The following is a 20,491-nucleotide window of genomic DNA, read 5'->3' on the forward strand; positions in this document are numbered from 1 at the left end:
TCGCCGCCGACCGCGCGAGAGGCCCCTCCTCGCAGACCCTGGAGATCGACATGGACGACACCGCAGACGCAGGAACCCTCGACCGACGACTCGCCCGCACGCCCCTGGCGGTCGTCGGCCTCTCCAGCCTGTTCCCGGGCTCGACGGATGTCGAGGGCTTCTGGAACGGCATCGTGGACCGGGTCGACGCGATCCGGGACATCCCCGACTGGCACTGGGACGTGGAGGACCACTACTCCCCCGACCGGACCGCCCCCGACAAGACCTACGCGCGGCGCGGCGGCTTCATCGACCCGGTGCCGTTCCACCCCATCGACTTCGGCATCCCGCCGTCCCAGCTCGACGTGACCGACGTGCTCCAGCTGCTCAGCCTCGTGGTGACCCGGGACCTGCTCCGCGACGCGGGGACGGACGCCGGCGACTGGTACGACGCCGCGCGGACGGGCGTCGTCCTCGGCGTCACCGGCGCGAACCAGCTGACGCAGCCCCTGTCGGCGCGGCTCCAGACGCCCGCGATCCTGCGCGCCGCGCGGTCCGTCGGGCTGAGCGAGGCGGACGCCGCGGAGATCGCGCGGCGCTTCCGCGCCGGGTTCGCGCCGTGGGAGGAGAACTCCTTCCCCGGCATGCTCGGCAACGTCGTCGCGGGGCGGGTGGCCAACCGCTTCGACCTCGGCGGGATGAACATGACCGTCGACGCGGCGTGCGCGAGCTCGCTCGGCGCCCTGCGCGCGGCGGCGGCGGAGCTCGTCGACCACCGGGCGGACACCATGATCACCGGCGGCTGCGACGCGGAGAACACGGTCTTCATGTACCTGTGCTTCTCGAAGACGCCGGCCTTCAGCCCGTCGGGCGACGTGCGGCCCTTCGACGCGTCGTCGGACGGCACGCTCATCGGCGAGGGCATCGGCATGCTCGCCCTCCGGCGCCTCGAGGACGCGGAGCGGGACGGGAACCGCATCTACTCGGTGATCCGCGGGATCGGCTCGGCCAGCGACGGCCGCTACAAGTCCATCTACGCCCCGCGCGCCAGCGGCCAGCAGCTGGCGCTCCGCCGGGCGTACGAGGACGCGGACTGCGCGCCCACCTCGGTCTCCGTGGTCGAGGCGCACGGGACGGGGACGGCCGTCGGCGACGCGACGGAGCTCCGCGCGCTCAGCGAGGTGCTCGCCGAGGCGGGCGCCGCCGAGGGGTCCATCGCGATCGGGTCGGTGAAGTCGCAGATCGGCCACACCAAGGCCGCGGCGGGCGCCGCCGGGCTCATCAAGCTGTCCCTCGCGCTGCAGCACCGCATCGTGCCGCCGACCATCAAGGTCGAGACGCCCGCGAGCGCGTTCGCCGGCAGCCCCCTGCACGTCAGCACGCAGCCGCGCCCCTGGTTCCGGAGCCCCGACCAGCCCGTGCGCCGCGCGGGGCTGTCGGCCTTCGGCTTCGGCGGCACGAACTTCCACGTGGTCCTCGAGGAGCACCCGGCCTCGCGGGCGATCGGCAACGCCCTCGACCGCAGCGTCGTGCGGCTGTGGGCCGCGCCCACGCCCGCCGAGCTCGCGGCGGCCCTCGAGGACGGCGCGGCGCCCGTGGCGTCGGGCACGGCGATCGACCCGGGCTGGCCGCGGATCGCGCTGGTCGCGCCGACCACGGACGCGGCCGACGCGATGCGGTCCGGCGCCGCCCGCCGCATCCGCGCCGAGTCCGACGCCGCGTGGTCCGACCCGCGGGGATCCCACTACCGCCCGGCCGCCCTCGACGGCGCCCGCGTGGGCCTCCTGTTCTCCGGGCAGGGCAGCCAGCACGTCGACGCCGCGCTCTCCGCCGTGCTCCGCGAGCCCGTCCTCATGGACGCGCTGGAGGACGCGTACGCGACCGCGGGCCTGGAGGGGCTGGCGGCGATCGCCTATCCCCCGCCCGCGACCGACGACGCCGGCCGGTCCGCCCGCACGGCCCGGCTCCGGGAGACGCAGGACGCGCAGCCCGCCATCGGCGCGCTGTCCGCCGCGCACCACCGCCTGCTCACCGGGCTCGGGCTCGCGCCGTCGGCGTTCGCCGGCCACAGCTTCGGCGAGCTGACGGCTCTGTGGGCAGCCGGATCGCTCGACGACGCGTCCTTCCTGCGCCTCGCGCGCCTCCGCGGCGAGGCGATGGCCGCGGCCGCGAGCGGGCACGGCGACGCCGGGGCGATGGTCGCGGTCCTCGCGGATCGCGCGACCGCGGACGCGCTCGTCGCGGCGACCGAGGGACTCGTCCTCTGCAACGTCAACAGCCCCCGGCAGCACGTCGTCGGCGGATCGCGCGAGGCCGTCGACCGGGTCGTGCGCCTCGCGGAGGAGCGGGGCGTGCGCGTGGTCGAGCTGCCGGTCGCGGCGGCGTTCCACACGCCGGCGGTCGCCGGCGCGGTCGACGCGTTCGGCGAGGCGGTCCGGGCTGCCGGGGTCGGGGCCCCCACCCGCGGTTCGGTGCACGCGAACACGCCGGGCGGCTCGTACGGATCCGACGTCGCCGCCAACGCGGAGCTCCTCGCCGCGCAGCTCGCGCACCCGGTGGACTTCGAGCGCGGCGTCCGGCGGATGCACGAGGACGGCGTCCGCGTCTTCGTCGAGTGCGGCCCGGGAAACGTGCTCGCGCGCCTGGTCACCGAGATCCTGGGCGACGCCGACGACGTGCTCGTCGTCGCCGCCGACGCCGGGGATCCGGCGACCTCGCAGCACGTCCTGGCCACGACGATCGCCCGGCTCGCCGTCGCCGGCGCCCTCGAGCGCTGGCAGAGCGCCGGCCTGCGGGAGCGGCCCGTCCCGCGCGAGGGCACGGGGCCCGCGGTGATGCTCACGGGCGTCAACCACGTGTCCGCCGCCCGCGCGGACGGGTACGAGCGCCTCCTGGCCGAGCCGTACGAGCTCACGTCCCGCGCGCCCCGCTCCCCCGACGTCGCCGCGTCGGCCGCCCTCGCGGTCGCCGCGTCGAGCGCCGTCGCCGTCCCCCCGCACGCCGCTCCCCCCACGCCGGCGCCCGCCGGCCGCGTCGCGGACGAGGTCCCCCTCCCCGTCCGCGCCCCCATCCCGATCACCACCCACCGCACACGAAGCGAGCCGGAGAACATGAGCGTCATCCACACCACCCCCAGTCGTCACCTCGACCTGGCGCGGGAGCAGCTGAACGTCCACGCCGACTTCCTGTCCGGCCAGCAGGACGTGAGCCGCGCCCTGCTGTCCATGCTCGAGGGCGACCACGACCACGTCCCCGTGGACGGGATCCGCGAGATCGTCGCCCAGTGCATCGCCGTGGGCGACGCCCACGTGCAGGTGAACCGCATGATCTCCGCCGGCGGCGCCGACGAGCCCGCCGACGGGTCGAGCCGCGGAGCGCGCTCCGGGCGGGCCCGCATCGGAGCCCCGGCTGACGGCGGCGGCAGCGGCGGGAGCGGCGGGAGCCGACCGGCACGGCACGAGGGCGCGCTCGCCGAGCGCCCGGCGCCCCGGTCGATCGCGCTCCGGGACGACCACGTGCGCGCGGGGTCCGAGATGACCCGCATGGGCGCCCCGACCGCGACGGAGGCCGTCGTGCACGCGGCGGCCGCGAACCCGGGAGCGCACGCCGCCGCATCGGCGACGGCCCCGCCCGCCGTCCAGGAGGACGCGACCCCGGCCGCCCCCGACGCGTCGCCCGACGTGGTCGCCGACACCGCGGCCGCGGACGCTCCCGCGGCCCCCGCGGTGGACGTGGACATGGAGGCGCTCGTCCGCGAGGTCGTCGCCGAGAAGACCGGCTACTCGGCCGACATCCTCGAGCTCGACATGGGCATCGAGGCCGACCTCGGCATCGACTCGATCAAGCGCGTGGAGATCCTCGGCGCGATCGGCGAGCGCTTCCCCGGCCGCGCCCCGTTCTCGCCGGAGGAGGTCGCCGAGCTGCGCACGCTGGGCGACATCGTGGACGCGCTCCGCACCCCGGGCTCCGGCACCAGCCGCGAGCGTCGCGCCGCCGCGGCGGCCGACGACGAGGAGGCGGCGCCAGGGATCCGCAGATCGGTCGTGCGATGGCGGCGGATCCCGGGGCCTGACCTCCCCGCGAGCCGTCCGCGGCGGCGGGTGGCGCTCGTCGACCTGGCCGACGCTCCGCTCACCGCGCCCCTGCGACGGGCGCTCGAGGGCGTGGGCCACGAGGTCCGCGTGACGACGCCCGACGACCTCGGCGACCTCGCCGGGGACATGGTCCTCGTGGCGGGCCCCGGCGGGGACGCCACCGGCGCGCTCGTGGCCGCGCTGATCGCGGTCCAGGCGTTCGTCCGCGCGCACGGCCCGCGCCCCGCCGACGACGAGGCGGCGCCCCGCCTCCTGGCCGTCGGCCTCCTCGACGGCCGGGACCCGGACTCCGCCGACGGGATCGCCGCCGCCGGCCTCGCGGGCCTCGTGCGGACGGCGCGCATCGAGCACCCGGGCATCCGGTCCCGCGCGGTGATGCTCGAGGACGGGGGCGGCCTCGACCCGGACGCCGCGGCGACCGCGCTCGTCGACGAGCTCGACGACGCGGCCGACGGCCTCGACACCGTCCGGTGGAGCGCGGGCGAGCGCTCCGCGGTCCGCGTCGAGCCCGACGACACCGCCGCCGCCGCCGCCGCCCAGGACGCCGACGCCGCCGTCCCCTCCGCGCGAGCCCGCTGGGACGACCTCGACGTCGACGACGCCGTGCTCGTCACGGGCGGCGCGCAGGGGATCACCGCGCTCTGCGTGCGGGAGCTCGCCGCCGCGAACCCCCGCCCCGCCTACGTGCTCGCCGGCCGCACCCCGTCCGCGGAACCGGCGTGGGCGACGGGCCTCGCCTCGCCCGCCGAGCTGCGCGACGCCGCGGCGACGCTCCTGCGCGACGCCGGGAAGCGCCCGACGCCCCGCGCCGTGGGAGCCCTCGCGGAGTCCGTCCTCGCGGGACGTCGCGTCGCGGAGCAGCTCGCCGCCCTGGAGCGGGCCGGCGTCCGCGCGCACTACGTCCGCGTCGACCTGACCGACGCGGACGCGACCCGCCAGGCGCTGGCGCCGTTCGCCGCGCGCATCACGGCCGTCGTGCACGGCGCGGGGGCCATCGCCGACAAGCTGATCGCGGACAAGGCGCCGGAGGACGCCCGCCGCGTGATCGCCACCAAGCTGCGGAGCCTCGAGAACGTCCTCGCGGGCCTCGGCGGCTCGACCCGCCTCCGTCACGTCGTGCTCTTCTCGTCCGTCGCCGGGCTCTTCGGCAACCGGGGCCAGGGCGACTACGCCATGGCGAACACGGTCCTCGACCGGTGGGCCGAGGGGCTCGCCGCGCACCTGCCCGCCGCGCACGTCGTCTCGATCGACTGGGGCGCGTGGGACGGCGGCATGGTCTCCGACGCGGTGCGGGCCCTGTTCCGCGCCCGCGGCTACGCGCTCGTCGCCCCCGGCACCGGCGCGCGGATGCTCGTCGAGCAGACCACCGCGCCGCACGTCGACCAGCGGCAGGTGCTCATCGGCCCCGCGGAGCCGCTCTCCGGGGATCCGGTCCTCGCCCGCCGCACCCGGTCCGCGCTGCTCCTCGACGGGCTGTTCGGCTCCGAGCTGGTGCGGGCGCACGCGCTCGACGGCACGAGGATCCTGCCCCTCGCCGCGGCCGCGTGCCTCCTCGCCGCCGCCGGCGGACGCCACACCGGGCGCCTCCCTGCCGAGCTCCGGGACGTCCGCGTCTCCGCGGGCGTCGGGGACGCGGACGCCGGCCCCTTCGTCGTGCTGCTGGAGGACGCGACGGCCGACGGCCCGGGCGACGCCCGGATCCACGCGGTGCTCGCCAGCGCGGGCGACGGTCCCGGCGGACGCGACCGCCCGCGGTTCGCGGCGACCCTCGCCTCCGCCTCCCCCGCCCTCCCTGGCGGGACGCCCGCAGCGCCGCCGTCATCCACCTCCCCCGTGCGCCCCCTCGACCCCTACGCCTCGGGCCTGCTCTTCCACGCCGACGCGCTACAGGCCGTCACCGGCGTCCAGCGGGACGAGGACGCGGTCACCGTGCACGCGGTGAACCCCGCCGTCGCGCGCCCGCTCGCCACCGAGGCCGGCGCGATGGACGTGGTCGCGCTCGACGTGGCCATGCAGGCGGCCCTCGTGTCCGCCCACGAGGCGGGCGGCATGGTCGCCCTGCCCTCCGCCGTCGGATCGCTCCGGTGGACCGGGGGCACGGCGGCCGGCGACGCGCTGCGGATCCGGGCGACCGGCATCCGGGCCCTGGCCGACCGCACGCGCATGGACCTCGTCGTGACCGCGGTCCGCGCGGGTCGGGAGCACGTGGTCGCCACGCTGGACGACGTCGAGGTGACCCGCCGCCCGGCGGCCGTCACCGCCCCGAGCGCCGCCGACGCGCTCGTGACGGCGGGTGCGTCATGACGCAGCGCATCGCGGTCGTGTCCATGGAGTGCCTGCTCCCCGGCGCGGACGGCGTGCCCGCCTTCGAGCGGCTGCTCGCCGACGCGACCGACGCGCGCGGGGCCGACGACCCCCGCCTCCCCGCCGCGGGCTCCTCGGCGGGCGCGACCTTCGCCTCCCGCCGCGGCGGCTTCCTCGACGCGGCCTCCCGGGAACGCGCCCGCGCCGGCAGCGGGCTCGACGCCGACGCGGACGACGCGCGCGCCTGGGCGTCCTACGTGGTGCGCCGCGCCCTCTCCCGGGTCGGCGGTCCCGGGGCCGACCGCTCGCGGACGAGCCTCCTGCTCGGCTGCTACACGTTCCCCACGGACCGCTCGGCGCGCGTGTCGCTGTCCCTCATCGAGGACGAGGTGCGGGCCGGCCTCGACGACGCCGGCATCGCCACGACGCCGCGCTCGGCCCCCGACGCGGCCCTGCCCGGGCACGTCGACGTCGCCGGATCCGTGGCCGACGCGGTCGCGGACGCCGCGGGCCTCGGCGGCCGACGGCTCGTCCTCGACGCCGCCTGCGCGTCGGGCCTCTACGCCGTGCGCCTCGGCTGCGACGCCCTCGCCGAGGGCACGGCGGACACCGTCGTCGCCGGCGCGGTGTGCGCGCCCGACCTGCCGCTGCTCCACGTCTCCTTCTCGGACCTCGGCGCGTACGGGAGCGGGCTCTCCGCGCCCTTCCGCGCGGGCAGCACGGGGATCCTCACCGGCGAGGGCGCCGCGGTCGTCGTCCTCCGGCGCCTGGAGGACGCGATCCGCGACGGCGACGAGGTCCTCGCCGTGATCGACGGCTCGGCGATCACGAACGACGGCGCCGGGCAGCACCCGCTCGTCCCGGGCCGGGACGGGCAGCGCTCCTGCTACGAGCTCGCCTACGCGGACGCGGGGGTCCTCCCCGCCGACGTCGACTACGTCGAGTGCCACGCGACCGGCACCCCGGTCGGCGACCGCACCGAGCTCGCGTCCCTCGCGTCCTTCTTCGGCGAGCGCATGCCGCTCCTCGGATCCGTGAAGGGCAACATCGGGCACCTCCTGACCGTGGCGGGCATCACGAGCCTCATCAAGGTCGTGCTCGCCCTCCGCTCCGGCACCATCCCGGCGACCGTGGGGGGCGACGCGAGCGCCCCGCTCCTGCACGACCGGGTGGTGGAGCGGCCGACGGCGTGGCCCGACGTCGCCGGGCGTCCGCGGCGCGCGGCCGTGTCCGCGTTCGGCTTCGGCGGCGCCAACGCCCACGTGGTGCTGTCGCACGCGCCCGACGGGGAGTCCGCCCCCACGCCCGGCCCCGCCCCGCGGCCGGCGGCGCGGACGACGCTCGCGGTGACGGGCGTCGGCGCGTACGTCGGCGCGGGAGCGCGGATCGACGACCTCCTGCGCGTCGAGGGGACGGGCGACCGCGCCCCGCTCCTCGACGCAGACACCACCGCCCGCTCGACCCGGGCCCCGCGCGACGGCGCCCCGCTCGGCCCGATCGCGCTCGAGCCCATGGCCGACCGGATCCCGCCGACGGACGTCCGGCACATGAACCCGGCCCCCCTCGCGGTCGCCCGCGCGGTGCGCGACGCGTTCGCGGACGCCGGCGGACCGCCCGCTCCCGGCACGCGGACCGCCGTCGTCGTCGCCCTGGACCTCGAGGCCCGGGCCCACGAGCGGCTCGCGCACCTGCACGCGGACACGATGCTCGGCCGCGTCCTCGACCCGTCGATCGCCGGGTCCCGGACGGCCGCCACCGCCTCCCTCCTCCGCGACGCCCTCCACGCGCGGCTCAGCGCCAACGAGGTCCTCAGCTGGATCGGGAGCATCACGGCGGCGCGGATCAGCGCGACGTGGAACCTCACCGGGCCCTCCTTCACCGTCTCGGCCGGGCCGCTCGGCGTGCTCCGCGCGATCGAGGCGGCGCAGCTGCTCCTCTCGGACCCGACGATCGACCAGGTCGTCGTCGCCGGCGTCGACCTCTCGGTGACGGCCGAGCGCGCGCTCCTCCCCGGCGCGTCCGACCGCCCCCTCGAGGCCGCGACCGCCCTCGTGCTGCGCCGCCCCGAGGACGCGCCGGGCGCCTCCGCCCTCCTCGACCCCGTCGACCCGGCGGAGCGGCAGGATGCGGCGCCGCAGGTCGTCGACGTGCACGCCGCCACCGCCGCGGGCCGGGCGGCCCTCCTCGACGCCGCCCTCCCCCGCGGCGCCGACCACGACCCCGACGGCACCGCCGTCGCGAGCACCCGCGAGACGTGGGGCGACGCGGCCAACGCCGCGGCCGGCCTCATGGTCGTGCGGATGGTCCTCGCGCTGCGTGGCCGCGTCCTGCCGGGCACCCCCGCCGACGTCGACCTGCCGGAGGACCGCCGCCGGGGGCTCGACGTGGCCCGCGCCGGCGAGGTCGTGCCGGGGACCCCCTGGCTCGCGCGACGGGACCGCCCGCGGATCGGCCTGGTGTCCGTCGAGGGCCACGGCGGCGCGACCGGCGCCCTCCGCGTCCGCGAGCCCGACGACGCCCGGCGCGTCGACGGCCGCGCGGCGTGGCGGGCGGGCGGCGGCGCGCGCCTGCTCCGCCTCGACGCGGGGACGCGCGATGCGCTCGTCGAGCGGCTGCGGCTGCTCGCGGACGGCGTCGCGCCCGAGGACCTCCCGGCGACGGGCGCCGGATCCGAGCGCCTGGTGCTGGTGTTCCGCGACCGGGCCGCGCTGCCGCGCGAGGCGGCCCGGGCGCGGGACGCGCTCGCGACGCTCCCGCCCGGCGCCCGCTGGGCGGCGCCCGGGGGCAGCAGGTACGCGACCGTCGATCCGGCGCGCGTCCCGCGGATCGGCTACGCCTTCCCGGGCGCGTTCACCGCGTACCCCCGGTTCGGCGCCGACCTGCTGCGCACGGTGCCGACAGCCATGGACGCCCTCGACGGGCTCGTCCGCGCATCGCGGGAGGACGTCACCCTGGCGCGCCTGTACCCGCGGCGCTCCGAGGCCCCCGGCCCCGCCGACCTCATGCGCCGGGAGGCGGAGCTGCAGGCCGACGTGCCGTTCATGCTCGGCGTGGGCACGACCTTCGCCATCGTCTACGCCGACCTGCTCGAGCGGGTGACGGGGCGCCCGCCCGCGGCGACCATCGGCTACTCCCTCGGGGCGTCGTCGATGCTCTTCGCCACCCGCCGGTGGGACCGGGAGCATCGGAGCCTCGCGCGGATCACGGCCTCTCCCGTCTTCCGGGACGAGCTCGCGGGCGACCTCCGCACCGTCCGCCGCGCCTTCGCGACGGACGACGGGACGCCCGTCGCCGAGGTGTGGCGCGCGGTCGTGGTGCTCGCGCCGTCCGACGAGGTGGCGGCGCGGGTCGCCGGGCGCGACCGGCTGTTCGTCACGCACGTCAACACGCCCGCCGAGGTCGTGGTCGCCGGGCTGTCCGCCGACGTGGAGGCGTTCGTCCGCGAGACCGGCTTCCGCACGGCGCCGTCGCCCGTCGTCTCGCCGCTGCACTCGCCGCTGGCCGAGGGGTGGGCCGACGAGCTCGTGGAGCTGCACCGCTTCCCCACGGGTCCCGGATCCGACGCCGCGCTCCTCGACGCCGTCGGCGGCGCGGCCATCTCCCCCGACGCCGGATCCGACGAACTCGCCACCCGCATCGCGCGCTCCGTCATCGAGCCCGTCGACCTCCCGGCGCTGGCGCGGGCCGTCGCCGAGCGCGTGGACCTCGTCCTGGAGGCCGGCCCCGGGGGGACGTGCGCGCGCTGGATCACGGACACGCGGATCCCCGGGCTGCGCGCGCTCGCGCCCGACCATCGCGGCGCGCCCTTCGGGAGCACCTGGCCGGCCTTCCTCGCGGAGCTCGTCACCTCCGGCATCGACGTCGACATCGCCGACCTGGCCGTCGATCCCCGCACCACCCCGCCGGAGGGCCCGCTCGTGGGACGCACCGCATCCATCCGCCAGGACGTGGCGGCGGCGTTCGGCACGGCGGACGCGGGCGCGGTGCGGGGAACCCGCGCGGACGCCCGCCCCGCCGCGTCCGCGCCCGCCGACGCCGACGCCGGCTCGTCCGCCCCCGCCCCCGCCCCCGGCTCGGCGTCCGCCGCCGCCGCGGCCGCGGCCATCACGTGGGAGGCGGCCGCGGTCGCCCTGAGCCCGTGGTGGGACGACCGCGGGCGTCCCCTCCCCGCCGATGACGGGGCCCCCGGGGATGCGGGCGCACCCGCCGATCCCGGCGCGGCGGACGACGCCGGTCCCCTCGGGGACGACGTCCCGCCGGACGGATCGCCGGAGGGCGCGAGCGCCCTCGTGGCGGAGGGCCGCGACGCGCTGCGCTGGCAGGTGCTCGAGGCGCACCGGGACTCCCTCGAGCTGCAGCACGCGCTCCTCACGGCCGCCGCCGCCGAGATGCGGGGCGCTGCGGCGGACCGCGGATCCGACGCCGACGCCGACGCCGCGACACCACCGCCCGCATCGACCCCACCGCCCGCCGCCGACCGCCCCGCGCCCCCGGGTGACGCCGTCCTCTGGGACGCGGACGACCTAGTGGAGTTCGCGACGGGCCGCATCGCCCCCGTGTTCGGGCCCGCGTACGCCGACATCGACGACCTCGCCGTCCGCGTCCGGCTGCCGGCCCCGCCGTACCACTTCGTCTCCCGCGTCCTCGCGGTGGACGGCGAGCGCGGTCGCTTCGGCCGCTCCACCATCACGACCGAGTACGACGTGCCGCTCGACGCGTGGTACCTCGTGGACGGCGGGGTGCCGCCGGCCGTCGCCATCGAGGCCGGGCAGGGCGACCTGGTCCTGGTCGCCTGGCTGGGCATCGACGCGGAGAACCAGGGCCGGCGCGTCTACCGGCTGCTCGACAGCACGCTGGTCTTCCACGGCGACCTGCCGCGGGCCGGGCAGACGCTGCGGTACGAGATCACGATCGAGCGCTTCATCCGCAACGGCCCGACGACGCTGTTCTACTTCAGCTACCGCTGCTTCGCCGACGGGGTCCTGATCCTCGAGCTGACGCGCGCGACGGCCGGCTTCTTCTCGGCCGACGAGCTCGCCGCGCCGCTCGGGATCCTGTCCGACGCCGGCGAGCCGCGGGTCCCGGAGACCGGCCCCGAGCGCCCCTGGCTGAAGCCGGTCGCGCGCACCGACCACCACGTGCTCGACGCGGCGGACCTCGCGCTCCTCGCGGACGGGGACGTCGGCGCGGTCTTCGGCCCGGAGCACGCGCAGCCCGCGGGCGCCAACCGCGCCCTCCGGCTCCCCACCGCGCAGCTGCGGATGATCGACGGCGTGGTCGTCGACCCGGAGGGCGGCACCCGCCGCCTCGGGCACGTCACCGCCTCGTTCGCCCTCGATCCCGACGCCTGGTACTTCCGGTGCCACTTCACGGACGACCCCGTGCTGGCCGGATCGCTGGTCGCCGAGGGGGCCGTGCAGGCCCTCCAGGTCCTGCTGCTGCACCGGGGCTTCCACCTGGTGCTGCCGGACGCGCGCTTCCAGACGATCCGGGGCATCACGACCGAGGTGTCGGTGCGCGGCCAGATCGTCCCCGGCGACGCCGCCCTCCGCTACGAGCTCGACGTCACGGAGCTGACCCTGCTCCCCCGGCCCACCGTGGTCGCGGACGTCGTCGTCTACCGCGACGACCAGGCCGTGGTGCGGATGCGCGACTTCGGCATGCAGATCCGCGAGAAGGACGGCGCCCCCTTCCGCCCCGGCGACGGCGGCGTCTCGCCCTTCCTCGGCCGCACCAGCAGCCGCGGCGTGCCGACGGTGGTCAACGAGCTGCAGCTGGCCCACGCCGCGCGCGGGGACCTCGGCACCGCGATGGGCCCCGAGTTCGACGTCTACGGCGACCGCCGGGCGCCGCACATCCCGAACCGCGACTTCCAGTTCGTCGACCGCATCGAGTCGGTGACGGGCGCCCGCGGCGCGCTCGCGCCGGGGATGGTCATGGTGAGCGAGTACGACGCCCACGCCGACAGCTGGTACTTCCGGGAGAACCCGGCGGGCGCCATGCCGCACGCGGTCCTGCTCGAGTCGTCGCTGCAGGCGGCGATCCTCCTCGGCTACTACCAGGGCGCGACGCTCGACCAGCCGGACGTCGAGTTCGCGATCCGGAACCTCGACGGATCCGCGGAGCTCGTCGCCCCCGTCCCGGCGCCGGGGTCCACCATCCGGCAGCGCACGGAGCTCGTCTCCAGCTCCGCCGTGCAGGGCAACGTCCTGCAGCGGTTCCGCTACGAGCTGTCGGGACCGGACGGGCCCTTCTACCGCGGCGAGTCGGTGTTCGGGTACTTCTCGGACGACGCGCTCGCGACCCAGGTCGGGCTCGACGCCGGCCGGCGGACGGTCCCCGAGTCCCTGCGCGCGGGCGCGGGCGAGCCGGACGCGGTCCTCGACGGCGCCGCGCTCGCCGCCCGCCACCGCGGCCGCCCGGATCGGCTCGCGCTGCCCGGCGGACGGCTCGACCTCCTCGACGAGGTCCGGATCCACCTGGATGCCGGCCCGGCCGGGCTCGGGCGCGTCTGGGGCCGGCGGGACGTGACGCCGGAGGACTGGTACTTCACGCGCCACTTCCACCGGGATCCGGTGCAGCCGGGGTCGCTCGGGATCGAGTCGATGCTGCAGGCGCTGCAGGTCCTGGTGCTCGAGGCCGGCCTCGCGGACGGCATCCCGGATCCGCGCCTCCGCCTCGCCACCGGCGTCACCACCACCTGGAGCTACCGCGGCCAGGTGGGGACGACGGACGCGGAGTGCTCCGTCGAGGTCGGCGTCACGCGCGTGGACAGGACCCCCGGGTCGGTCACCGTGGTCGCCGACGGCTCGCTCTGGAAGGGCGACCTGCGCATCTACGCGGTCACCGGGCTCGCGATCCGCATCGCGAGCGGCGCGGACGACGACCAGCACGACCTGCACGACCCGCACGACACCGACGACGACATCGACCAGGAGGAGCACGATGACTGACCCATGGGGCTGGAGCGGACCGGGGAGGCCCGCGACGTCGGCCGACGCCCTGGAGCGGGCGATCCACGACGTGGCACGACCGGTGTTCGTCGTGGAGACGCCCGAGGGGGTCGCGGTCGCGACCGACGGCGCCCTCAGCGCGACGCCGCGGCACCGGCTGCTCGCCGCGGCGGGGCCCGTCGACCCGGGAGGCCTCGGATCGGCGGCGTTCCGCGAAGACCACGGCGTCCGCGCCGCGGCGATGGCCGGGGCCATGGCGGGCGGCATCGCGTCCGTCGAGCTCGTGTCGGCCCTCGCCCGGGCCGGGCACCTCGCCTCCTACGGCGCGGCCGGGCAGCTCCCGGAGCGCATCGACGAGGCCGTGCGGCGGATCCGCGAGGCCGCGCCCGGCCGCCCCTTCGCGGTCAACGTCATCCACAGCCCGAGCGAGGCCGCGCTCGAGGAGGGCGTGGTCGACGTCCTGCTGCACCGCGACGTCCGCCTGGTCGAGGCGTCCGCGTACCTCGAGCTCACCGAGCCCCTCGTGCGGTACCGCCTCACCGGCGCGCATCGCGACGGTCAGGGGCGCGTTCGCGGGCGCAACCGCGTGATCGCCAAGGTGTCGCGGCCGGAGACCGCGCGCCTGTTCCTCGCGCCCGCGCCGGAGGCCCTCGTGCGCCGCCTGCGCGACCGCGGCGCGATCACCGAGGAGGAGGCGGCCCTGGCGCCGTCCCTCCCGATGGCCGACGACATCACGGTGGAGGCGGACTCCGGCGGGCACACCGACCGGCGCCCCCTGCTGCCGCTGCTCTCGAGCATCCTCGTCCTCCGCGACCGGCTCGCCCCGGGCCTCGGCACCACGCCCCGGGTGGGCGCCGCGGGAGGGCTGGGGACGCCGCACGCCATCGCCGCGGCGTTCGCGATGGGCGCCGAGTACGTGGTGACCGGATCCGTGAACCAGTCCTGCGTCGAGTCGGGCACGAGCGACGCGGCGCGGTCGATGCTCGTCGCCGCCGGGATCGCGGACTTCGCGATGGCGCCGGCCGCCGACATGTTCGAGCTCGGGGTCGAGCTGCAGGTGCTGCGCAAGGGCACCATGTTCCCCATGCGGGCGGCCCGCCTCTCCGCCCTCTACCGCGCGCACGACTCCCTCGACGACCTCGGCGAGGACGACCGCGCGTGGCTCGAGCGCACGGTCCTCCGGGCGCCGGTCGAGGCCGTCTGGGAGAGCTGCGTGGAGTACTTCACGCGCCGCGACCCGGATCAGCTGCTCCGCGCCCGGGACCACCCGAAGCGCCGCATGGCCCTCGTCTTCCGGTGGTACCTGGGCATGGCGTCCCGCTGGGCCGCCGTGGGGGACGCCGAGCGCGCCGCCGACTACCAGATCTGGGCGGGCCCCGCCCTCGGGGCGTTCAACGACTGGGTGGCGGGCACGGCCCTCGCGCGGCCGGAGGAGCGGCGGGTCGCGCTCGTGACGGACGTGCTCCTCGGCGGCGCGGCGGTCATGATGCGCAAGAGCATCCTCACCGCGGGCGGCATCCGCTCGGGACCGGTGGATCCGCAGCGCCTCCTCGACGCGCACGCCGCGGCCCACGCGGCCGCGACGACGGGCGGGTCCCGGGCATGACCGCCGTGACCGTCGCCGACGTCCCGGCCGTCGCCCCGGTCCCCACCGGAGCCCCCGCGGACGCCGCCGACCACGACCTGCGCTGGCTCGGCGATCCCTTCGCGCCCGACAACCCCGCCGGCTTCGCGCAGGCGGTCGGGCGGGCGCGCCGCGGCGAGCGCCCGACGGCGCTCCTGGAGCGCGCGCGGGCCGAGGACCTCCACCTCCTCTACACGCCGCGGGCCTGGGGCGGCACCCTCGACGACCCGGTGCGCGCCGGTCGCACCGCCCGCACGCTGGTCGCCCGGGACGGCGACGTCATGACGAACCTCCTCATGTCGCTCACCCCCGTGCTCGTCACCGGGCTCCTCGGCAGCGGGGCCCAGCGGGCATCCGCGGTCGACGCGGTCACCCGCGGCGCGGACGTCGGCTACGCCCTCTCGGAGCGCGAGCACGGCTCCGACCTGCTCCGGATGGACACGACGGCGCGCACCGACGGCTCCCGGGTGGTCCTCGACGGCCGCAAGTGGTGGGTCGGCCGGGCGCCCACGGCGGAGCGCTTCGTCGTCGTCGCCCGGAGCGGCGGACGCGGACCCACGGCGTTCTCCGCCTACGACGTCCCCGCCGACGCCCCGGGCCTCTCGGTGGACGCGCCGCACGGGACGGCGGGCTTCCCCGGCACCGCGTTCGCGGACGTGGGCCTCTCCGGGGTCGCGATCCCGTCGACGGCGCTCCTCGGCGCGGAGGGATCCGCGATGGAGGCGATCCTCCGGTCCCAGTCCGTCGTGCGGGTCCTCAGCCTCCCCGCGTCGCTCGCGGGGATGGACGCCGACCTGATGCTCCTCGGCCGCATCGCCGAGGAGCGCCGCGGGGGTCGCGCGCTCCGGGACGACCACGTCTTCCTGGCCGACGCGGGCCGCATCGCCGCCTGGGCGCTCGCCGCGGAGGCCGTCGCCGAGGGCGCCCTGCGCGAGCTCCTCACCGATCCCGCGTCCGCCGTGCTCCGCTCCGCGTGCGCCAAGCACGTCGTGTCCCGCTGCGTGCAGCAGGTGCACGACCTCGTCGGCGACGCCCTGTCGACGCGGGGGGTCGACGGCGCCGGGCCGTGGGGCATGCACGAGCAGGTCGCCCGGAACGCGCGGATGATCCGCGTCATCGACGGGAGCCCGATGTCGACCCTGCGCGCCGTCGCGGGGTCGCTCCCCCGGATCGCCGCCGAGGAGGACGACGACCGGTCCGGGGAGGCGCACCCGCCGCCCGGTCGCGCGCCGGACGGGCTCGACCCGGCCCGCCTCGCCGTCGCGCCCCCGCGCCGCGACCGGGCGGTCGCGGGCCTCCGGCTGGACGCGGACGCGCTCCGCGCCTCGCCCGACGGCGGCTTCGGATCCGACGTCGAGCGCCTCCTCGACGCGCTCGACCGGTCGGACGCCCGCATCCGCTCGAGCGCGGCCTCCTCCCGGGAGTCCCGCTCCGCGCACCTCGTCGCCGAGATGCGGCGCCGGTCGTTCCTCTCGAGCGCCGCGAGCGCGATCTGCGCCCGGCACGGCGGCCTCGTCGGCCCCCTCGCCGCACGGCTCGGCGTGGACCACGTCCCCGTCCTCACCTCGGCGCTGCTCGACGGCGCGGGGCACGGGCACGACGGCGGCCGCGTCGACGACGAGGTCGACCGGGGACGCGGGCTCCTCGACGCCCTCCGCGGCGACCTGCGGGGACGGCGGGACGATGACTGAGCCGGGCACGGGCCTGCACGCTCCTCGCGGCTCCCGCGGCCGCCCCCGCCGCCTCGCGCTCGGCGCCTCCTTCGAGGCGGCGATGGGCGACGCCTGGGGCTCCGGCCCCTTCGGCTACGCCGCCAGCCGGCGACGTGACGAGGACGAGCGCGAGGCGAGCGACGAGTACGGGGCGCTCCGTCGGATGGGCTTCCTCGAGTGGACCATCCCGGCGAGCGCCGGCGGCCTCGCGGTCGACGTCGACGAGACGTTCCTCCTCACCCGGCTGCTGTCCCGGCGCGACCAGACGCTCGCCGTCACGGCCATGGCCACGTCGGTGGGCTACCTCCCCGTCTGGGTCGACGGCACCGATGCGCAGCGCCGGGAGCTCGGCGCGCGCATCCTCGCCGGCGACCGCGTCGCCTTCGCGCTGTCCGAAGAGGCCCACGGGAGCGACGTGCTGGGCAACGAGACGGTCGCCGTGCGGGACGGCGCGGACTGGCGCGTCTCCGGACGCAAGGAGGGCATCGGCAACGCGCCCCTCGCGCGCTTCCTCACCTGCGTCGCGCGCACCGGGGCGCGGCCGGGCCCGGGGAGCCTCTCCCTCCTGCTCGTCGACCGGACGACGGCGGGCGCGGATCCGGAGACGGTGCGCTCGGGGCGGACCTGGCGCCTGACCGGGCTCCGCGGCTTCGCGCTCGGCGACGTCTCCCTGCGCGACGCGCACGTCCCCGCATCCGGTCTGATCGGGCAGGAGGGCCACGGGCTCGAGACCGTCCTCCGCTCCGGGCAGGTCGCCCGCGCGCTCGTCACCGCGCTGCCCCTGGGCGGCGCCGACACCTCGCTCCGGCTCGCCCTCGACTTCGCCAGCTGGCGCCGGATCTTCGGCAGGACCGTCGCCGAGAGCCCCTACAGCCGGCGGCAGCTCGCGGAGTGCTTCGCGCAGCTCCTCTTCGCCGAGAGCGCGAACACGACGGCGATCCGCGGCATCCAGGCGTTCCCGGGGCACGCGTCGATCCTGAGCAGCGCCGTGAAGTACCGCATCCCGCGCCAGCTCGCGGCGCTGCAGGACGTCCTCACCGACGTCCTCGGCGCGCGGCACTTCGACCGCGACGCCCCGCGGGCGTGGCCGCACGCGAAGGCCGTGCGCGACGGCCGGGTGGCGCACTTCGCGGACGGCAACGGGGTCGTGAACCTCAAGGTCGTCGCCGCGGCCCTCGACCGCGTCCTCCCCGCCGACGTCCGGATGGCCGACGTCGCCGATCCCGGGGACGCGCTCGCCCGGGTCGCCGACCTCGACGCGGAGCTCCCGGGCTTCCGCCCCGAGCGCCAGACGGTCGCGCCCCAGGGGGCGGACGTCGTGACCGTCGCCCTGGCCGGCGCCGCCCGGCGGCTGGCCGCCGACGCGGCGGAGCCCGGACCCGCCGGCGACCTGGCCCGGCGCGTCACGGCCGACCTCGACGCGCTCTGGGAGCTCGGCCGCGCGGCCCGTCTGCGCCACGCCGCCCGGGCGCGGGCGGAGGGCGCGGCGTACCTGTCGTCCGTGCATCCGCTCCGCACGGCCGAGCTCGGCTGCGTCGTCGTCATGGCCGGATGCGCCGCCGCGGCCTGGGCCGGGAACCCGCGCGCCCTCGGGGACGAGGAGGACACCCTCGCCGTGTTCGCGCTCGGCCTGGCCCTCCAGGTCGGCACCGCCGACGACGTCGACGACGGGATCGTCGAGCGGGTCATGCGCGTGGCCGAGCGCCTCCACGCGGAGGGGCGCCTGTTCTCGCACCTGCCGGTGCGGCTGGCCCCGGAGCGGGAGGCGCCGCCGTGGCGCTAGCGCGGAACGCGCTCCGGATCGCCGACGCCGCGACCGCGGCCGCGCTCGCCGCCCGACCGCTGGCCTCCGCCGCTGACCGGGCGCGCCACGACCGCATGCGCTCCGCACGCGCGCGCACGGGCTTCGCCGCGACCCGCGCGCTCGCGGCCGACATGCTGCGGGAGCGCGGCATCCCGGAGCCGCAGGCGATCCGCGCGGATCCCCGCGGCCGGCCGTTCCTCCCGCCGTCGTGCGGCCTCTCCATCAGCATCTCCCACACGGATACCTGGGTCGCGGTCGCCCTCGCCGCGGACGACCGCTGCGGCGTCGACGTGCAGTCGCCGCTGGATCCCCGGGCCTTCACCCGCGCCGTCCTCCAGCGCTACCTGCCGCCGGGCTGGGCCGACGCCCTCGCGGACGGCGGGGACGCGACCGCCCCGGCGACCCTCACCCGCATGTGGGCGACCGTCGAGGCCGCGCTCAAGTGGCGCGGGACCGGCTTCGCGCACGGCCTCGACGTGCTCCGCTGGGAGGCCGACGGGATCCGGACCCTCGTCCACGACGACGAGGCGGGGCGCTCCGCCCGCGTCGACGCGCGGCGCCTGCCCGACGGGTCGGTGCTGGCCCACGCGTTCGACCCGCCCGCCGACGCCGTCGACGTCCACGTCGCCGTCCACGTCGCCATCGACTCCCCCTCCCCCGGCGCGCGCCACGACTCGCGGTGCGCACCGACCCCCGCCCCGACCCCCGCAGAAGGAAGACCCACATGACCACGCACCTCCCCCGGCTCGCGATCATCGGCGCCGGCGTCTCCGGCATCGCCGCCGCCCACGACGCGCGCGACCGCGCCGACGTCGTCGTCTTCGAGGCCGCGGACCGGGCCGGCGGCCACGCGGACTCCCACGACGTCGCCCCCGGCATCGGGCTCGACACGGGGTTCGTCGTCCTCAACCGGCCGAACTACCCCCGCTTCTCCGCGTTCCTCGACGAGCTCGGCGTGGCGACCATCCCCCACGTCGGCGAGTTCACGTTCTTCGACGACTCGACCGGCCGCGTCTACGGATCCCGGGAGCTCGAGTCCGACACCGAGCCGGCCGATCCCGAGCTCGCGGAGATCTGGCGGGAGTCCGCGCGCTTCGGCGTCGAGGGCCCGCGGGACTTCATCCGCGGCCGGGCCGACGTGCCCCTCCGCGAGTACCTCGACGCGAACGGGTACTCGCGCGCGTTCCAGGAGGGCTACATCGTCCGGCTGAGCACCGCGGTCTGGTCGGTGCCGTACGACCTGATCTGGGACATGCCCGCCGCGACCGTGATCGCGTACTTCGTCGCGCACGGCAACAGCTCGCTGGGCGGCCGGGGCGTCGGATGGGAGACGGTCGCCGGCGGCTCCCGGCGCTACGTCGACGCGGCCCTCGCCGCCGCCGGCGCGGACGTCCGCCTCTCCACCCCCGTCGCGAGCGTCGCCGAGGACGAGGACGGCGTCACCGTCACGACGGCGGACGGCCGCGTCGAGCGGTTCGACGCCGCCGTCGTCGCGACGCACGGCGACACGGCGCGCGACCTGCTCGCCTCGCCCACCGACGGACAGCGCCGGGCGCTGGCCGGCATCCGCTACTCGGAGAGCCGCGTCGTGCTCCACACCGACGTCCGCGTCCTCCCCGCCGACCGGTCGCGGTGGGCGAGCTGGAACTACGGCGACGCGGAGGGCCCCGACGGCCGCGTGCCCTACGTCGCGTGGTACCTGAACAAGCTGCAGGGGTTCGAGTCGACGACCGACTACATCGTGACCCTCGACCACGTCGGCGAGATCGACCCCGCCCTCGTCCTCGCCGACGACCGTGTCCGCCACCCGATCATCGACTTCGAGCTCCGGGCGCTGCAGCGGGAGATCCACCGGCTCACGGTCAGCCCGCGCGTGGCCCTCGCGGGCTCCTACTTCCACTCCTCCGACCTCGGCTGGGACGTCATCGGCTCCCACGAGGCCGGATACGCGTCGGGCGTGCGCGCCGTCCGGGCGCTCGTCCCCGTGCGGGAGCCGAGCACCGCGGCCGGGTAGCGGCGGC

General features: G+C 77.4%; 7 protein-coding genes. All 7 read left to right on the forward strand.

Annotated features, from left to right (window positions below):
• Positions 1-50: 50 nt before the first annotated feature.
• Genes FGG90_RS04580 through FGG90_RS04610 form a run of 7 tightly spaced genes read left to right on the forward strand, consistent with a single transcriptional unit; the run spans position 51 to position 20,484 of the window.
• Positions 51-6,377 carry a type I polyketide synthase gene (locus tag FGG90_RS04580; protein ID WP_094129919.1) on the forward strand — a complete coding sequence of 2,109 codons (6,327 nt, stop codon included), beginning with the start codon at positions 51-53 and terminating at the stop codon, positions 6,375-6,377.
• On the forward strand, positions 6,374-13,330 hold the full coding sequence (locus tag FGG90_RS04585) for a beta-ketoacyl synthase N-terminal-like domain-containing protein (protein WP_094129916.1): 6,957 nt from the start codon (positions 6,374-6,376) through the stop codon (positions 13,328-13,330). Before FGG90_RS04580 ends, FGG90_RS04585 begins: the two co-directional genes overlap by 4 nt.
• Positions 13,323-14,936, forward strand: coding sequence for a PfaD family polyunsaturated fatty acid/polyketide biosynthesis protein (locus FGG90_RS04590; protein ID WP_094129913.1), 1,614 nt, complete (start codon positions 13,323-13,325; stop codon positions 14,934-14,936). Before FGG90_RS04585 ends, FGG90_RS04590 begins: the two co-directional genes overlap by 8 nt.
• The gene (locus FGG90_RS04595) at positions 14,933-16,645 is read left to right on the forward strand and encodes an acyl-CoA dehydrogenase (protein ID WP_094129910.1); all 1,713 of its coding nucleotides are present in this window, start codon (positions 14,933-14,935) and stop codon (positions 16,643-16,645) included. Before FGG90_RS04590 ends, FGG90_RS04595 begins: the two co-directional genes overlap by 4 nt.
• Entirely contained in the window at positions 16,638-18,449 is a 1,812-nt protein-coding gene (locus FGG90_RS04600; RefSeq protein ID WP_094129907.1) for an acyl-CoA dehydrogenase family protein, read from the forward strand. Before FGG90_RS04595 ends, FGG90_RS04600 begins: the two co-directional genes overlap by 8 nt.
• Positions 18,440-19,198 carry a 4'-phosphopantetheinyl transferase family protein gene (locus FGG90_RS04605; protein ID WP_094129904.1) on the forward strand — a complete coding sequence of 253 codons (759 nt, stop codon included), beginning with the start codon at positions 18,440-18,442 and terminating at the stop codon, positions 19,196-19,198. The genes FGG90_RS04600 and FGG90_RS04605 overlap by 10 nt, the downstream gene beginning before the upstream one ends.
• Positions 19,195-20,484, forward strand: coding sequence for an NAD(P)/FAD-dependent oxidoreductase (locus FGG90_RS04610; RefSeq protein ID WP_094129902.1), 1,290 nt, complete (start codon positions 19,195-19,197; stop codon positions 20,482-20,484). The genes FGG90_RS04605 and FGG90_RS04610 overlap by 4 nt, the downstream gene beginning before the upstream one ends.
• The last annotated feature ends 7 nt before the right edge of the window (positions 20,485-20,491 follow it).

It is taken from the genome of Clavibacter michiganensis subsp. tessellarius, assembly GCF_021922985.1.
Lineage (GTDB): Bacteria > Actinomycetota > Actinomycetes > Actinomycetales > Microbacteriaceae > Clavibacter > Clavibacter tessellarius.